The sequence below is a fragment of the Clostridium sp. DFI.1.208 genome, assembly GCF_024463855.1.
GTDB lineage: Bacteria > Bacillota_I > Bacilli_A > Erysipelotrichales > Erysipelotrichaceae > Clostridium_AQ.
The window spans coordinates 44,060-59,461 of record NZ_JANGCA010000005.1 but is presented as its reverse complement, the minus strand read 5'-3'; the positions used below and the strand labels follow the sequence as shown (position 1 = coordinate 59,461).

General features: G+C 43.2%; 15 protein-coding genes. 8 read left to right on the top strand and 7 right to left on the bottom strand.

The features are described 5' to 3' along the window. Positions 1-13: 13 nt before the first annotated feature. Both NE665_RS03940 and NE665_RS03935 read right to left on the bottom strand, forming a co-directional pair. The gene (locus NE665_RS03940) at positions 14-766 is read right to left on the bottom strand and encodes a PTS sugar transporter subunit IIC (protein ID WP_178759826.1); all 753 of its coding nucleotides are present in this window, start codon (positions 764-766) and stop codon (positions 14-16) included. Positions 767-788: 22 nt separating this feature from the next. Beyond that, complete coding sequence (locus tag NE665_RS03935; protein WP_178759825.1) at positions 789-1,172, bottom strand: hypothetical protein; 384 nt, start codon at positions 1,170-1,172, stop codon at positions 789-791. A 136-nt stretch (positions 1,173-1,308) separates the two neighbouring features. On the opposite strand from NE665_RS03935, the gene NE665_RS03930 reads away from it, so the two are divergent. The 6 genes from NE665_RS03930 to NE665_RS03905 all read left to right on the top strand — a co-directional run bounded on the left by NE665_RS03930 (position 1,309) and on the right by NE665_RS03905 (position 8,095). Further along, positions 1,309-1,680 carry a hypothetical protein gene (locus tag NE665_RS03930; RefSeq protein WP_178759824.1) on the top strand — a complete coding sequence of 124 codons (372 nt, stop codon included), beginning with the start codon at positions 1,309-1,311 and terminating at the stop codon, positions 1,678-1,680. Next, complete coding sequence (locus NE665_RS03925) at positions 1,680-2,630, top strand: phosphoglycerate dehydrogenase (RefSeq protein WP_178759823.1); 951 nt, start codon at positions 1,680-1,682, stop codon at positions 2,628-2,630. Before NE665_RS03930 ends, NE665_RS03925 begins: the two co-directional genes overlap by 1 nt. Before the next feature lie 9 nt (positions 2,631-2,639). Continuing rightward, positions 2,640-3,536 (top strand): dihydrodipicolinate synthase family protein, encoded by an 897-nt coding sequence (locus NE665_RS03920; protein ID WP_178759822.1) that lies wholly within the window; start codon positions 2,640-2,642, stop codon positions 3,534-3,536. Between the two features lie 64 nt (positions 3,537-3,600). Next, positions 3,601-6,243 (top strand): sigma 54-interacting transcriptional regulator, encoded by a 2,643-nt coding sequence (locus tag NE665_RS03915; protein ID WP_178759821.1) that lies wholly within the window; start codon positions 3,601-3,603, stop codon positions 6,241-6,243. 194 nt (positions 6,244-6,437) lie between these two features. Continuing rightward, on the top strand, positions 6,438-6,926 hold the full coding sequence (locus NE665_RS03910) for an Lrp/AsnC family transcriptional regulator (RefSeq protein ID WP_117441704.1): 489 nt from the start codon (positions 6,438-6,440) through the stop codon (positions 6,924-6,926). Further along, positions 6,923-8,095 (top strand): aminotransferase class I/II-fold pyridoxal phosphate-dependent enzyme, encoded by a 1,173-nt coding sequence (locus tag NE665_RS03905; RefSeq protein WP_347285917.1) that lies wholly within the window; start codon positions 6,923-6,925, stop codon positions 8,093-8,095. Before NE665_RS03910 ends, NE665_RS03905 begins: the two co-directional genes overlap by 4 nt. A gap of 187 nt (positions 8,096-8,282) precedes the next feature. On the opposite strand, the gene NE665_RS03900 is transcribed toward NE665_RS03905, so the two are convergent. Next, positions 8,283-9,185: a hypothetical protein gene (locus NE665_RS03900; RefSeq protein ID WP_178759819.1), complete on the bottom strand. Its 903-nt coding sequence runs from the start codon at positions 9,183-9,185 to the stop codon at positions 8,283-8,285. A 51-nt stretch (positions 9,186-9,236) separates the two neighbouring features. Continuing rightward, positions 9,237-10,613, bottom strand: a complete 1,377-nt coding sequence (locus tag NE665_RS03895; RefSeq protein ID WP_117441707.1) for an MATE family efflux transporter — start codon at positions 10,611-10,613, stop codon at positions 9,237-9,239. A 421-nt stretch (positions 10,614-11,034) separates the two neighbouring features. Here NE665_RS03895 and NE665_RS03890 point away from each other — a divergent pair, with 421 nt between their 5' ends. Further along, on the top strand, positions 11,035-12,522 hold the full coding sequence (locus NE665_RS03890) for a PRD domain-containing protein (RefSeq protein WP_117441708.1): 1,488 nt from the start codon (positions 11,035-11,037) through the stop codon (positions 12,520-12,522). A gap of 128 nt (positions 12,523-12,650) precedes the next feature. Here NE665_RS03890 and NE665_RS03885 read toward each other — a convergent pair whose 3' ends face one another. From NE665_RS03885 to NE665_RS03875, 3 genes are read right to left on the bottom strand one after another with little or no spacing between them, the layout of a single operon-like run. Then, positions 12,651-13,469 carry an HAD family hydrolase gene (locus NE665_RS03885; RefSeq protein WP_117441709.1) on the bottom strand — a complete coding sequence of 273 codons (819 nt, stop codon included), beginning with the start codon at positions 13,467-13,469 and terminating at the stop codon, positions 12,651-12,653. Continuing rightward, positions 13,462-13,662: a hypothetical protein gene (locus tag NE665_RS03880; RefSeq protein ID WP_233104545.1), complete on the bottom strand. Its 201-nt coding sequence runs from the start codon at positions 13,660-13,662 to the stop codon at positions 13,462-13,464. Before NE665_RS03880 ends, NE665_RS03885 begins: the two co-directional genes overlap by 8 nt. Next, complete coding sequence (locus NE665_RS03875) at positions 13,637-14,449, bottom strand: iron-containing alcohol dehydrogenase (RefSeq protein WP_233104546.1); 813 nt, start codon at positions 14,447-14,449, stop codon at positions 13,637-13,639. Before NE665_RS03875 ends, NE665_RS03880 begins: the two co-directional genes overlap by 26 nt. 203 nt (positions 14,450-14,652) lie before the next feature. Here NE665_RS03875 and NE665_RS03870 point away from each other — a divergent pair, with 203 nt between their 5' ends. Next, positions 14,653-15,285, top strand: a complete 633-nt coding sequence (locus NE665_RS03870; protein WP_117441711.1) for a transaldolase family protein — start codon at positions 14,653-14,655, stop codon at positions 15,283-15,285. Positions 15,286-15,402 lie beyond the last annotated feature (117 nt).

Here is a 15,402-nt window from a genome sequence, read left to right as displayed (position 1 = left end):
AGGTTACCTCCGTCTATATAAACGAATCCGAAGATTCATCCTTCGATTTAAATACATATAGCAAGCCGGCAATTGCACCGATGGCAGCGACGCCGATAACGTTGAATGCCGGAAGATAGGAAACAATGAGAAAGCCAAGAAAGAAAAACGGCATAAGTTTACTGTCTCCCAGACTGTTTAGAAGCATTGCAAAGCCGATGGCAGGAAGGGTATTACCGACTGCCTTGATTCCGCTCATGATGTTGTCAGGAATAGATTCGGTTAGATTGGATACAACCTCCATACCAAAATAAATAGCGATAAATACTGGAACAAAGTATGCGAAGAAATGAATCAGATTACCGATGGCGAACATGCCGGCGATTCCTTTTGCATTACCTGCAGCAGCATATGTATCGGATTTAACGAGCACTGCAGATACAGCCGTTTTCGCAAAAATCTCGAAGGTGGAGGCTACAACGCCTGCCGGAATAGCAACCAAAAGGGCTTCCTCAGTTCCCTGGCCTGATGTAATACTAAATACAGTACCAAGAACACTGGCCACTACCATATTAGGCGGAACAGAGCCTCCGATGGTCTGCGCCCCCATGAAAATCAGTTCAAAGGTAGCCCCCAACTCCAGCCCCAGCTTATAATCCCCTAACACTAGACCAATTAGTGGACAAACAACGATTGGTCTTTCCAAAAGCATATCCCCGCATAATCTTCGTGTCATATACAGGGTACCGGCAATCGCTGCCAGTAAAAGCGACATGGTTAAACTCATAAAAGTTTCCTCCTCTTTTCTGTTACAAATCTATACTTGAAACTGATGATTTCCCTAACTGCAGTATGCTTTGTACTGCATGCATATCAAAGCAATCTTCCTGTATCAATACTACTGCTGTTCTCAGCATTTCCACATTAACACCGCTGATGACAGGAATATCACTGGCTTCCCAAAATGAAGCAAGACACGCATTGGCAGGTGTTCCGCCCTTCAAATCTACAAAGCATACTGCATATGCATCCTTTTTTATCAGATTGATTTTCCCCAGCAAATCTTCATTTCCCTCATCTTCATCAAATCCGATAAACGTAATCAATGCCTCCGCATCGGAAAATCTCTTTGAAATAATGTTTATAAGACCTCTCCCGAATGTTTTATGGGTAACTAATAGTACTTTGGCCACATCCTTACCTCCTTTCCAGCTCTCACATATACGCTAGCAAGTTGCATGCCAAGACACTATAGCATCAGCGTATGCAAACGGCAGACGCTTAGTGTCTTGGCACAAAAATTGCTAGATATCGTTGAGGAGGTGCATTATGAAAAGAGAATCATATTATGTGTGCATGTGTGATGAAGCATTTGATATTGCAGAGACCCTACAGATGATTATGGGTTCATGTACGATTATGTGCATTCATAAAGAGCAGATAAAGACACTACAGCAACAGTTAAAAGAACATACGGAATATTTATTTTTTCTTCCGTATGACCAGATTGCTCTTCATCCGTATTTTCAGAATATGGCAAAGACGCATGCCATCAGCGTGATAACCTCATGTAACTTATTCATGCTGCTGGATGCCGCATTGGCTCTCAATTCTACTTCATTATCTCTGCAGCAGATTACCAATCAGCTGATAGCAAATGGAAGAGAGAGTATTCAGGTATTAAATGATGGAGGTGTATGATGAAAAAAATACTTGTAACAGCAAGCAGATATTCCACACTGTGTAAATCTGCAAAAAAATTATTGGAGGATAACGGATTTCAGATTGATGAGAATTCAACAGGAAATCGCTATACCGCTGATGAATTGAGTAAGCTGGTTCCTGCCTATGATGCCGCAATCGTAGGAATGGATCCATGGAATAAGGAGGTAATTGCAAAAGCAGACAGGATGAAAATCATTGCAAAGTTTGGTGTCGGCTATGACAACATTGATGTGGAGGCTGCGAAGAAAAAGGGAATAACGGTCACCTATGCGGCTGGACAGAATGCCGTGTCTGTTGCTGAGCTTGCCTTTTCCCTGCTGATGAGCGTTGTGAAAAATCTTAGCAAATTCAACACACATGTTAAGAAAGGAATTTGGGATCGCGAGCTTCAATATGAGCTATATGGAAAGACCATCGGACTATATGGCTTTGGAAATATCGCTCAGAAGTTTGCAGAAATGCTGGCAGGCTTTCACGTGAATATCCTTGCATATGATCCGTATTTCAACAAAGAGCGTGCAGATGAGCGTAACGTTATCTATGCAGATGTTGATACACTGCTCACACACAGCGATGTTATTAGTCTTCATATTCCAGGCTTCCGTGAACACTCACATATTATAAATGAGTCAGCCCTATCTATGATGAAGCAGAATTCAATTCTGATCAATACCGCAAGAGGAAATCTCATTGATTTGACAGCGTTACAAAAGGCATTGGATGAACAGCATCTGTTGGGAGCCGGTCTGGACTGCTTTGAAATAGAGCCGATAACAGATCCGCTGCCGTTATTCCGTCATGAACGGGTTGTCTGCACACCGCATTGCGGAGGCAAGACCTGCGAGGCGTATGAACGAATCAGCTTGAGCACGGCACACAATATACTTGATATATTTCAGGGCAAAACACCTGAAAATAAACTATAGGAGGTTATTATGAAAAGAATGTATGGAATTACGACAGCAATGCTGACACCTGTCAATGAGAACGGAGAAGTTCTGGTCAAAGAACTTGAGGATTATGTTGAATTTCTGATTGAAAAAGGAGTCCACTGTCTGTATCCATTAGGTAGTATTGGTGAAATGAATCTATTGCGTTTAGAACAGCGCAAATTGGCTGCCAAAACAGTGATTGACAAGGTGAATGGCCGTATTCCGGTATTTGTACATATCGGTGCTGTACGCACAGAGGATACTATGGAACTCGCAAGACATGCTTATGCAGCGGGAGCAGATGGCATCGGAGCCGTAACGCCTTCCTACTGGCCATTCAAACGTCATGAGGTTATCGCGTTCTATAAAGAACTGTCAAAGCAGGTGCCAGAAGACTTCCCGATTTATATGTACAATATTCCACAGTACTCCACGATTGATGTAACTACCGAAATGGCAGAAGAAATCACAAGCTGCTGTAAGAACATCACAGGTATCAAATACAGTGTAGGCAACATGGCCAGAACACAGGAGTATCTAAAAATAAAAACAAATGACTTTTCTGTGATTCAGGGTGGAGATCTGTTGACAACGCTTGCTCTTTCCTTAGGCTGTGACGGCGTTATCTCCGGTTACTCTTCTGTTTTTCCAGAATACTTTGTTAACATTTATAATTGCTATAAAGCAGGCCGTTTTGACGAAGCAAATGCATTGCAGCGGGAAATTACAGACTTGACATCCTTTATGAAAAAAGAGATTTCAACCATACCAAAGTTGAAGGCATATCTCAGTCTTAGAGGTATACAGGGCGGTGTCTGTCAAAGGCCATTTCAAATGCCTTCTCCTGAACAGGAAGCAGAGCTGAAAAATAATTTAAGGAAATATAAGGTAATTTTATAACTAAAATATGAATTTTAAGCACCATCATGTATACTATATATATAACATTGAAAAGAGGCGTATTATGGGACGTAAACAAATGATATTAAGCTACTTAAAACAATATGCCATTAATACAGAGGAAGCGAGTGTTGTAACTTCCTTTTTGGCAGACCACCTTCAGCTATCACGCCATAACGTCAGTACTGATCTGAATGAATTATACAGGGAAGGTATTGTGGCAAAATCAGAAGGGCGGCCGGTTCGCTACTGGCTGAAAACAGCAGGTGTATCAAAGCAACCTGAATGCTTTACACAGCTGATTGGCTTTGATGGCAGTTTAAAGCATGTGGTGGAGCTTGCCAAAGCCTCCGTAATTTATCCTCCCAACGGTTTGAATACCATCATAAGCGGTCCCTCAGGTTCCGGTAAAAGCTATCTGGCAGAACTGATGTTTCAGTATGCCGTAGAAACAAAAACAATTCAGGAACATGCTCCCTTTATCATATTTAATTGTGCCGATTATGCCAACAATCCACAGTTGTTATTATCCCAGCTGTTCGGTCACAGCCGCGGTTCCTTCACCGGGGCGGAAAGTGAAGAAGATGGAATCATAATGAAAGCGAATCACGGTCTGTTATTTCTTGATGAAGTACACCGCCTACCTCCAGAAGGGCAGGAAATGCTATTCCTGCTTATTGACAAGGGATATTTTTACAAGCTGGGTGACTCCTCAAAACCGCTTCATGTCAGCCTGCGTATCATTACCGCCACATCAATCAGTCCAAAGGACAGTCTACTTACCACATTTATTAGGCGCTTTCCAACACAGATTATATTACCTTCCTTATCAGAGCGGCCAGTTTATGAAAAGCTGAACCTGATGATGCATTACTTTCAGGAAGAAGCCAATCATCTTGGCATATCGTTACTTGTTCGCTCTAACTGCATGATTGCGTTGTTGGCATTTAATATGAATGGAAATATTGGAGAGCTGAAAAACACAATACGCCTTGCCTGTGCAAAAGCGTTTCTTAACTATATTTCCACAGAGAAAATTGATGATTTGATAAGAATCTACATAACGCATCTTCCAGGAAATTTGCAGATTCATTATTTCAGTGAGAATATACAGTTACAGGAGCTGGAATCCATCGTTACGACTGAAGAGATCATGTTTTTTCATCAGGGAGAGGAGCATGACAGCTCCATATCCCCATCCTTTACGAGTCAGTCCAGATTTGAAGAGGTTATCGTTCACTATGTTCAAAGCGGCTTGACACTGGATGAAATCAAAAAATTACTGAAAAAAGATATAGCAGCGTTTCTCCGGCAGCTTAATAAAACATATCCTCAAATTGATAAAAAGGATTGCGATGTCGGGCAATTTGTATATGCGCTTGAAAAGGAGTTGCGCTGTTTTTTCCAAGCAGACTTTGAAAACGCCATTACACAGTACCTTCGATATGTAAATAGCATGAACAGTCTTCAGATACATGACGATGCGTGTGAGAATTATTTTCATACAGATCAGAAATATCAATGCATCACAAAGCATATTGGTTATATAAACGACATTGTGGATTGTCCTCTTTCCTATGCGGAATGCATCGTTCTTTCCTGCTTTGCGGATGTATATGCTGTGAATAAGCATCAGAAAAACATGATACAAATTATCGTGCTATGTCATGGTGATACAACAGCCAGTAGCCTTGTCCATGTCGCAGTTCAGTTATTAGATTATGAAAATATCACTGCAATCAATATGCCTTTGGATTCTACAGTGAGCATGGTAGAAGGAAAGGTAAGAGAAAAACTGGATGAGCTTGATGATGTTCACGATGTATTACTCATTGTTGATATGGGTTCCCTGAAATCACTGAAGGAATTTATTCAGAAGATATATCGAATTAGTGTCGGTATTCTCGATATGGCAACGACGTTACTTGTTATTGAAGCGTGTAAAATGGCAAAGTACAGCAATATGTCTGCAGACACGATTGCTGACACGATCGCAGCCAATTACAGCATTGACGCCATGCAGAGTACAGATACAAGGAAAGTCATTCTGACAAGTTGTCTAACGGGAAGAGGAACCGCCAAACGGCTCATTGATTTCTTACATGATTTCCTTATACAAAACAACATACGGGATGTGGATGTCATCGCAATAGATGAAGTTTCCGACGTTCATGAATATGCCAATTATCACAATATCCTCGCAATCGTAGGTACTGTAAATCCGCATTATCAAAACATCCCTTTTATCGGTATAGAACGGCTTTTATTTGAAAACGGAAAAGATATTATCCATGAGCTGATGGTACAGCAAATAGGTAAAATGGCAGAATATGAATCCTCACAGGAGATCGAAACGGTTCAGGATGCAAAGCAGATGGCGAAGCAGTTCGTATATGATAATCTGGATAAAGAATACAGAGATAATATTCTGATTTGCGTGTTTGAAACACTTTCAGAATTAGAAGAGAAAATGAACATACGAATATTACCAACCCATATTGCACGCTTTGTCATTCATTATTCCTTTTGTATCGAGCGTCTGCTTCATGACGAGCCAATCATGGAATGCAACGAACTTCATGATATTGAAATTTTTCATGCTGATTTATTCAATTTGATTACTTCTGTATCCGCTCATCATCTCCCTGTATCCGTGGCAGAAATCCCAAAGGAAGAACTGGCCTATGTAACCCAGATATTTCTCTAATCCGATTGCTTTTTGTGATATGCCTAAACTAAGACAACAGTGTTTCATACCGCTCTAAAATATTGGCCAGATTAGAAAAATGAAGCAATCTCATATGTATTCTTGATACCTGATGATTCATCATCTTTTCACCTTTTTGTTTACTTCATAAGCATCTCGGTTTAAAATATAGGTATTATACGAGGTGATAAAGGATGAAAAAAGAATTATTGCTGTCATTGCTGGAAACAAACGCAAGATACTCCACCAGAGATCTGGCGGATGTTTTGCTGGAGGATGAGGAAAGTGTCATCCACACCATGAATGAGCTGGAAAAGAAAAAGGTCATTTGTGGTTACCATACAATTATTAACTGGGAGAAGACCAACAAGGATAAGGTCATGGCTCTGATTGAGGTGGATGTAACCCCAGAGCGGGATTTCGGTTATGATCGAGTCGCTAAGAACATCTATCGCTATCCGGAGGTCGATACGATGTATCTGATGAGTGGAAAGAGTGAATTTATCGTCATCATCTATGGAAGAACCATGCAGGAGATATCCAACTTTGTCGGTGCCAAGCTGGCTACAACAGAAAATGTCGTTTCAACATCTACCTTTTTCGTGCTGAAGGAGTACAAGATCAACGGCATCGTTCTGGATGAAGAAGAAAAACCAAGTGAAAGACTGGTTGTGACGCCATAATGTACGAAAAATTTTTAAGTCAGCACGTACAAACCATTAAGCCAAGCGGTATACGTAAGTATTTTGACCTCGCCAGTGAAATGGAAGGTGTGATTTCTCTGGGTGTCGGAGAGCCGGATTTTGATACACCATGGCACATCCGTGAGGCTGCTATTTATTCGATTGAGAGTGGAAAAACACATTATACAGCAAATCAGGGTCTGCTGGAGCTGCGCGAGGAAATCTGTCTTTACCAGAAGCGCCGTTTCCAGCTGGAGTATGACCCTGTGGATAACGTTATCGTAACGGTCGGCGGAAGCGAAGCTATAGATATCGCCATGCGTGCCATTGTGAATCCGGGGGATGAGGTCATCCTGATGGAGCCAAGCTATGTAGCCTATACACCAAGTGTTGAGCTTACCGGTGCGCTACCCGTGCATATCAAACTGGAGCATGAGGATCAGTTCAAGCTGACACCGGAAAAGCTGAAAGCTGCAATCACACCGAAGACCAAAGCAATTCTGATGAATTTCCCGAGTAATCCAACCGGCGGTGTCATGACGAGGGAGGATTATGCAAAGCTTGTTCCGATACTGAAGGAACACGAGATTATCGTTATTAGTGATGAAATCTATGCAGAGCTGACCTATGACGGGACCTTCTGTTCTCCTGCCAATTTTGATGAGATCAAGGATCAGGTTATCATCATCAGCGGCTTCTCCAAGGCGTATGCCATGACTGGCTGGCGGCTTGGCTATGTGCTTGCGAACAAGACCTTCACAGATGCCATGAATAAGATTCACCAGTATATCATCATGTCCGCACCAACAGCTGCGCAATATGGTGCCATAGATGCATTGCGTAATGGAGATATACATGTCGCAGAGATGCGGGAATCCTATATGACAAGAAGAAACTTTATTACAAAGGGCTTCAACCGTATCAATCTTCCAACGCATCTGCCGCATGGTGCCTTCTATATCTTCCCGGATATTCGCGGCACCGGCTTGACCAGTGATGAATTCTGTGTGCAGCTGCTGGAGGATCAGCGCGTTGCCTGTGTACCGGGGACAGCCTTCGGTGATGCAGGAGAAGGGTTCATTCGTGTATCCTATGCCTACAGTATTGACCACATTCGTGAGGCTATCGAACGTATTGACCGCTTCATGGAAAAATTCAGACAGAAGTAAACAGCGAGCCTTTGCCATGTTGTGCAGAGGCTCGCTTCTTCCTGTATTACCAAAAGACGCAGACCTTCCTTTTCCATGGGAAATAGGTCTGAGCCTTTTCTTTTTGATCCTTATTACCGTTTCCTGCGATTCTTGCTAGCTGCATCCGGTTTTCTTAAAAGCCTTCCCGGTTTTCCGCACTGTTTGTTTACAGCTCCAGCTCCAGCTGCTCCACATTCTTTTTCTCTACCACCTGCAGCATTGTTTCCCCCTTACGCGGTGGCTCCAGGCGATCTATGAGGAATTTCACATTGGTGAATGCCGTTCTGCGATATTCCATCAGCGGCTTCACATACCGTCGAAATGTGTCTCTGGTAAAGAATTCCTCAGCTTGTTCATCACTTCCATAGCTTAGATTCCATGCGGTAAGTGCCAGCTCCAGAACACTGCTTTTCTGATCCTCCCCCTTCATCCGCAAGATACCGCTCAAAGGTTGCAGATAATCAGAAAAAAGCTCTTCCTTTTTTTCGTGCATATTGCGCTTTAGCACTGTGAAGGAAGCCGTCTCATGCTCTGACAGCAGGGCACCTTTCTCTATAGCGATACCGCGATATTCCTCAAAGAGCTCTATTACGAAGGATAGATCTGTAATTGCCTGCGTGTTTCCGATGCTATCGAGGATGAAATGATTTTTATATGGCAGGATAGCATACTGCACCATGCAGGGTAGTGTCTGATTGCGCAGCATGAAATCCAGAGAATCTGTAATCCCCTTTACGCCATATAGCGTTTTGCCTTTACGATCCATTACAAAGGTATACTCCTGCTCATACTGCATGACATACAGCTGCTGCTTACGGCAGCCTTGAAATCGTGCAATACAGGCGGCATCCTCCTTTGGCAGCTGTGGATGAAGCTTGAGGTACTGCGCAATAAGACGCTTGCTTGCCTGCTCATTGCGGAACACGATCGTACTCCCCACATGACACAGATGCTCCATATTTTCCATGGTTACTTTTGCTTTTTTATTCTTAGTTCGATATGCGTACAGGAACAGACCGCTGAGCAGATTGATGACATGTCTTGCCTCCTGTGCAGGTAAATGATCCATAATGACTTCTCCCTTATTTTTTATATGTATATAGTAGCATAATTTCAAGCCTTATGCGCCGTTTATTTCACATTCCTGCTCCTTATGAACAAGCACATGAATCCATTTTTTAGAGCGAAAGCGCCATAGTGTTACCATAGCCTTCACCAGCTCATCACTAAAGGACAGAGCTACCACCCAGTGAAGCGGCAGCTTCCAGACAACTGCCGCAAGAAAAGACATGGGGATTGCCACACACCATATACCAATCAAATCGCAGAACATACAGAACTTTGTATCACCACCGGAGCGAAGAATTCCACATATGTGTACATAGGACATCATTTTCGGTGTAGTATACAAGGCATAGGCGATCAACGTCAGGTTTAGCATCTGACTGGTTACAGCATCATACTTATAGACAGCAATGATTGTGCCCTTCAACAGCAGAAGAGCAGCTGTCATTACCAGACAGAAGCCTATATTGATACCGATGAAGATTCTTCCATATGCGTATGCGAGCTTTGTATGATTTCTTCCCAGCTCATTGCCAATCATAACAGCGCAGGCATTCCCCAGTCCAAAGAACACACACTGAAACAGATCATTGATTACACTGGCCACCTGTACAACGGCTACCGCACTCGTTCCCAGCAATCCATACGCGATGAAACAGACCGTTGTTCCGATACTCCATGCACTCTCACTCATAGCAACCGGAAGCGCAGTTTTCACGACACGCTTCATCAACGGCAGATCAAGCCTGCGAATGGTTGCGCCGTCAACTGCCAGCGGATGATCCTCACTGAAATAAACATAACCGAGAATTAACAGCATTTCCACAAACCTTGCGGTCAATGTAGCGATAGCAGCGCCCTCAACGCCCAAGCGCGGTAAATGAAAATTCCCAAAGATCAGTCCGTAATTCAAAGCCGTGTTGATGGTTATTGCCAGCACGCTGGCAAGGGTAGGAATCTTCAGATTATGAATAGCGCGTGAATTGAAGCTCATAAGAAAAGAAAACGCAGTCATCAGATATGTAAAGCAGGTTATGCGCAGATAAGAGGCTCCGATTGCCACCACACCCGCTTCCCTTACAAACAGATGCAGAATCTGCGGTGCGAATACCAGAGCAAGCACAACGGTAAACAAGGCAAGAAAAAAGCCGATACGCATCTCAATCGCGATCACCTTGCGGATATTCCTGACATCGCGGATTCCCCAGTATTGGGATACATAAATACTCGAGCCGCTGTAAATCCCAAAACAGATAATGGAAAAAATAAAGTATACCTTATTGGCTGCCCCTACAGCTGCCAGCTCTCCCACACCGATACTTCCGATCATGAAGGTATCGATCATATTCAGACTCAATGAAATAATCTGCTGTAAAACAATCGGTAATCCGATGGTCAGAAGCAGACGTATAAAAACCTTTCGATCTATCATGCTATCACCTCAAACTGAGAGTAATTTTATCATACTTTCCTATCGGGAAGCAATCATGCTTATAAGCGTAGGAATCCGCTTTGTAATAATTTAAGGAAGGTAATATACTCCTCTGAGAACGTATGCTTTTGGTTCGTGCAGGATTCAAATACACGATTATCCTTTATCATACCGCGCGATTCAGGATATGAAAAAAGGACACCGCAGCGCCCTTTTTTCATGTATCATGCTCAGACTTCATGACACAACGACATCTGTAAACAAAGGATGTCCATTGCCATGGGATGATAACATCATTCCTGACATCTTTATTATACCGCAGATATGCCAAAATACCTATGCAGAATTTACCGTAATAAAACGGTAAAGCTGTACGAAGCCTGCATCTGCTATTCGTGCTATACTAATGGTGTGATGAACAATGAAACCATATATTTTATATCAGCTTCTGGAGCAGCTGATTGCTACACCCTACTGCACCGCCTCCTCGCTGGCAAAGCAGCTGGCGCTTTCTGAAAAAACCGTACGCACCTATCTGAAGCATACGGAGCCTTTGTTGTCTGATTTTGCATTATCGCTCATGCGCAAGCCGGGCTGTGGAATCACACTGTCCGGAAGCAGAGAAAACATGATGAGACTGCAAAACTATCTGCTAAAGGAAAAGACACACTGCCCCCTTGTCGCTCCGATGGAACGCGTCAGCTACATCCTATACAGCCTGCTGCGCTTTTCACATACACTGCACATGTATCAGCTGGAGGAGATATTACACATATCCCGCAGCTCTCTATATGCAGACATACGAAGGGCAGACCAATGGCTGCGGACGTATCATCTGACTATCACGCATACAAGAAGCGGTATACAGATAACACAAGGAGAAAAGCGCATACGCAAAGCATTGGCACAGCTGGTTAATGAATTGCACGAAACACGCACCATAACCTTCCATAAGACGCTGAATGACTTTGTTGAGGATTGCTTTTCAAACAATATAGTAAAAAAGAATATCTTGTTCTATATCCATCAGTTTGAAGTATACAGCTTGCTGCAGCTCAATCAAGCAGATAAAGAATTTGTCAGTGTTTTGTATTATATCGCGCTGGATCGTATATCCAGAGGACATCATGTAAGCATTTTGAGTCGAAATCCATTGCAGGAATCAGCATTGTTTCAACGCATAATGAACCTGCACACAGAAATAGAAGACGATTTACAGCAGAGGATTCCCAACGAAGAACTTTCCTACGCCTTGTCTATCCTTCTAACATTAAAGAACACTAATACGGAATTACTGCAAACTCCTGAAATACAAGCAGCCTGCAAAGAAATCCTGCGGCGCTTCACACCGTCACTTTATGAGCGCTACCCGAAAATTGACAGTGTTAAATTTGAAAAACGGCTCTTCCAGCATTTATCAAATGTTCTGGAAAAATCTGTCTACTATTATGAATATGACAATCCGCTGAAGGATACTATTAAAACGGAATTTCCGCTTCCTTATCATATGGCTTCCTCCATGAACGAAATTGTTCAGGAGATTTGTGGTATACAGCTTCCAGAGGATGAAATATCCTACATCACCCTTCACATAGCGGCTGCTTTGCAATACACGCTACAGCCATTAGAGGCAATCTTTTTATATGAGCATCGCTATAGTGAGCTTATCTTCTCCATCAGTTTGCTGCAAACGCATATACAGGAGGTGGAAATTCGCCGTGTGATACGCTGGCAGGAGGTTACCGATACGGATTTGTGGATGCACTATCCTATCATTTTTTCCACCTTTCCCCTTATTGTACCTCCGTCGGTTCACTGGTATCAGATTCCAATGCTGCCGGACCGGATATTTCTACAGCATCTGCGGGATGATATACGAAGCATCTTCAATCATCAGAATCATTTCTAACAGAGCAAGGCTATGTACCTTTCGTGATACCTTCGTTTCAACAAGAAAAAAGGGCTGCATCGAACAGTTCATGACATCAACCGTTGCTTCCTTGATTGATGCCATCAGCTGCTATTGAGCAGTCCTTTTCATCGTAAAATATATCGCTGTATTGCTTTTGCAACCCCGTCATCCATGAAATCCGAAGTGATAATATCACAGGAAGCCTGAATTTCTTCGCTTGCATTTGCCATGGCTACGGTTAGCCCTGCTTCCGCAAACATAGGAAGATCATTTCTCGCATCACCAAAAGCCATGAACTCCTCTTTTCCTAAATGCAGAGATTGCAGTACAGCTTTTATAGCATTCCCTTTATGTACACCGCCGGCAGTGATATCAAAGCTGATGGGCTGATAATCGGTTACCGTGGTATTCTCTATACATTCTATCTGTTTTCTTACCTGTAAAAGTCGTTCGGCCTGCATATCATAGACCAGAATCTTTGCAATATCATGTGCGCTGTGCTTTAACGTCTCCCAGCTCATACCGGTATAGGATTTCACCTGTATATCCACCGGCAGCTGTTCATTGATATGATCATACAAAAATCGCTCATCATAAGGCTCTGTTGTAAAGAATTCGTGCTTTCCCTTGAAAAATGCATGTGCATGTACATGCTCCTTCAGCACGTCGATAATCTGATACAGGACATGTGACTCTATCGTATGGGTAATACACGTCGTCCCTATTTCATATATTGCCCCATTTGAGGAAATGACCCGTACGGCCGGATGAATTTTTTCCGCAATCATTTTCGTAAAGCAGTAAGGTCGTCCGCTGATCAGATATATCTGTATATTTCGTTTTACACATTCCCGCAATATTCGGATGTTTTCTTCACTTACCGAGTTATCCCTTCTCAGCAAAGTCCCATCCAGATCAAGACCGATCAGACGAATCTCAGGCATACGCGTCTTTCAGTATGGCCTCCAGTTCTTCTCTGCTTCCAAATGGCAGATGATCCAGGATTGGAGATGCCAGAATTTCACGGAATTCTTCCTCGCTGACATTGAAATCCTTCAGCTTCTTATGAAGTCCGATTGTTTCCAGAAAGGTGACCATAGCAGTGTGCAGATCATCGCTGCCAAACAGCTTCGCCACATTCGGAGTTTGCCAGTGCACGTCCTGCCAAGGTATCAGCAAGACACATGCTTGTACGGAAATCCAGATTCTGCGGATCGTCCAGTACCCGTGGCAGATTTTCAATCACCAGACGCATAGCCTCCATGGAATCCATTGCGCTGTAAGAAGAAGCGTTGGCATTGATATAGCTCTCAAACGCATGGGTAAATGCATCAAAGCCGGTGGCAGCACTCATGCGCTTTGGCAGTGTCAGCATCAGCTGCGGGTCCAGAATTGTCTCCTGCGAGAAGTTATCCGGATGAAAGAATGTGATTTTCTCTTTTCCTCTGGTGATAACCGCTGCCTGCGTTACCTGAGAACCCGTTCCTGAGGTAGTCGGAACACTTAACAAGGGCAGATGCTTTTCACTGTAGGATGGATAATATTCAAACGGTGAGCTGTATTCGTCAAACAGATAATCCCAGTCGATCGACGCCTTTCCATTCGCAAATGCAATCGCCTTTGCTGTATCAATCGAGCTTCCTCCTCCAACTGCCAGTACAAAGTCAGCTGGTTCTTCCTTCAGCATAGCAAAGCCCTGCTCTACGATTTCCACACTAGGATTCGGTTCTACTTTATCAAAGTGAACGACGCGGATTCCTTCTGCGTTCAACAGTTTTTTCACACGCTCATATAACGGCTGCAGGGGAGCATCCGGCGTTGTCACGAGAAAACAGGTCTTTCCATAGCTTCTGCATACATGCCCCAGCTCATTCAGCTGTCCGGCACCAAAATGAATCTTTGTTGGCTGATAATAATGAAACATACTACATACCTCCTCTATACAGCTTCATTATACGTGTTTTTTCATTGCTGTATAGAACATGGATATACGGAGTGCTTCCATATCGATACGGAAAAAAATACAGGAAGATACTTACCGCATACTTGTGGAAGCAATCGTTGCATGATCAGCACCTGAATATACGCAGATTTTGTATACTTTAGGAAAAGAGGAGGAGTGATGGTATGCTGTATCTGATTGACAGTGGAAATGCACAGGAAATAGAAGAAGCCCTGATGCTGGGAGCCAGAGGTGTAACAGCCAACACAAGTATGTATCGTAAAAACAATATCCGTCTGCATGATTTCGTACAGGAATATTCCAAAAGGGAGCTTGATTTTTTAAGCGGCGAGGTCATCGGAACCTATGAGGAAATGCTGAGACAGGCAGAGGAGCTGCTTGCTTTCAGCAGTGATATCGTTATTAAAATCAATTTCTCAAAGGATGGTCTGCATCTGGCAGATACCCTGCACAAACGCGGAGTAAAAACGGCAATGACCTTACTCTTCACCATGGGACAGGCAGTAGCCGCCATCAATGCGCACGTGGATTATCTGTTTTTCTTTATCGGAAGAAACGAGGAGTATGGAAGTGATGCGATGCGTATTCTCAGCGATATGCAGCAGATGATTGAAGCAAAGTGGTATCCGGTAAAAACCGTAGCGGCATCCATTAAGAACCTTGCCCAGCTGGAGAAGCTGGCTGCAATGGGGGTGGACTACGCCGCAATCCCGTATGCCCTGTATATGAAATCACTCGTTCATCCGTTGACCGAGAGCGGTGCACGCACGTTTGAGGATGACTTTTATCTGAGATAAATTTGTATCAGGTGGCATAGCGCACTAGAATATCGGTGAAAAGGACTGTAATCCTATTTGGTCACAGTCCTTTTTATATTTTCATCCAAATGCAGCTTACATCAGAAGCCAATAGCA

Coding starts and splice junctions, on each gene's coding strand:
- NE665_RS03940 (WP_178759826.1), bottom strand. CDS start 766: ATGAGTTTAACCATGTCGCTTTTACTGGCAGCGATTGCCGGTACCCTG.
- NE665_RS03930 (WP_178759824.1), top strand. CDS start 1,309: ATGAAAAGAGAATCATATTATGTGTGCATGTGTGATGAAGCATTTGAT.
- NE665_RS03925 (WP_178759823.1), top strand. CDS start 1,680: ATGAAAAAAATACTTGTAACAGCAAGCAGATATTCCACACTGTGTAAA.
- NE665_RS03920 (WP_178759822.1), top strand. CDS start 2,640: ATGAAAAGAATGTATGGAATTACGACAGCAATGCTGACACCTGTCAAT.
- NE665_RS03915 (WP_178759821.1), top strand. CDS start 3,601: ATGGGACGTAAACAAATGATATTAAGCTACTTAAAACAATATGCCATT.
- NE665_RS03910 (WP_117441704.1), top strand. CDS start 6,438: ATGAAAAAAGAATTATTGCTGTCATTGCTGGAAACAAACGCAAGATAC.
- NE665_RS03900 (WP_178759819.1), bottom strand. CDS start 9,185: ATGGATCATTTACCTGCACAGGAGGCAAGACATGTCATCAATCTGCTC.
- NE665_RS03895 (WP_117441707.1), bottom strand. CDS start 10,613: ATGATAGATCGAAAGGTTTTTATACGTCTGCTTCTGACCATCGGATTA.
- NE665_RS03890 (WP_117441708.1), top strand. CDS start 11,035: ATGAAACCATATATTTTATATCAGCTTCTGGAGCAGCTGATTGCTACA.
- NE665_RS03885 (WP_117441709.1), bottom strand. CDS start 13,469: ATGCCTGAGATTCGTCTGATCGGTCTTGATCTGGATGGGACTTTGCTG.
- NE665_RS03875 (WP_233104546.1), bottom strand. CDS start 14,449: ATGTTTCATTATTATCAGCCAACAAAGATTCATTTTGGTGCCGGACAG.
- NE665_RS03870 (WP_117441711.1), top strand. CDS start 14,653: ATGCTGTATCTGATTGACAGTGGAAATGCACAGGAAATAGAAGAAGCC.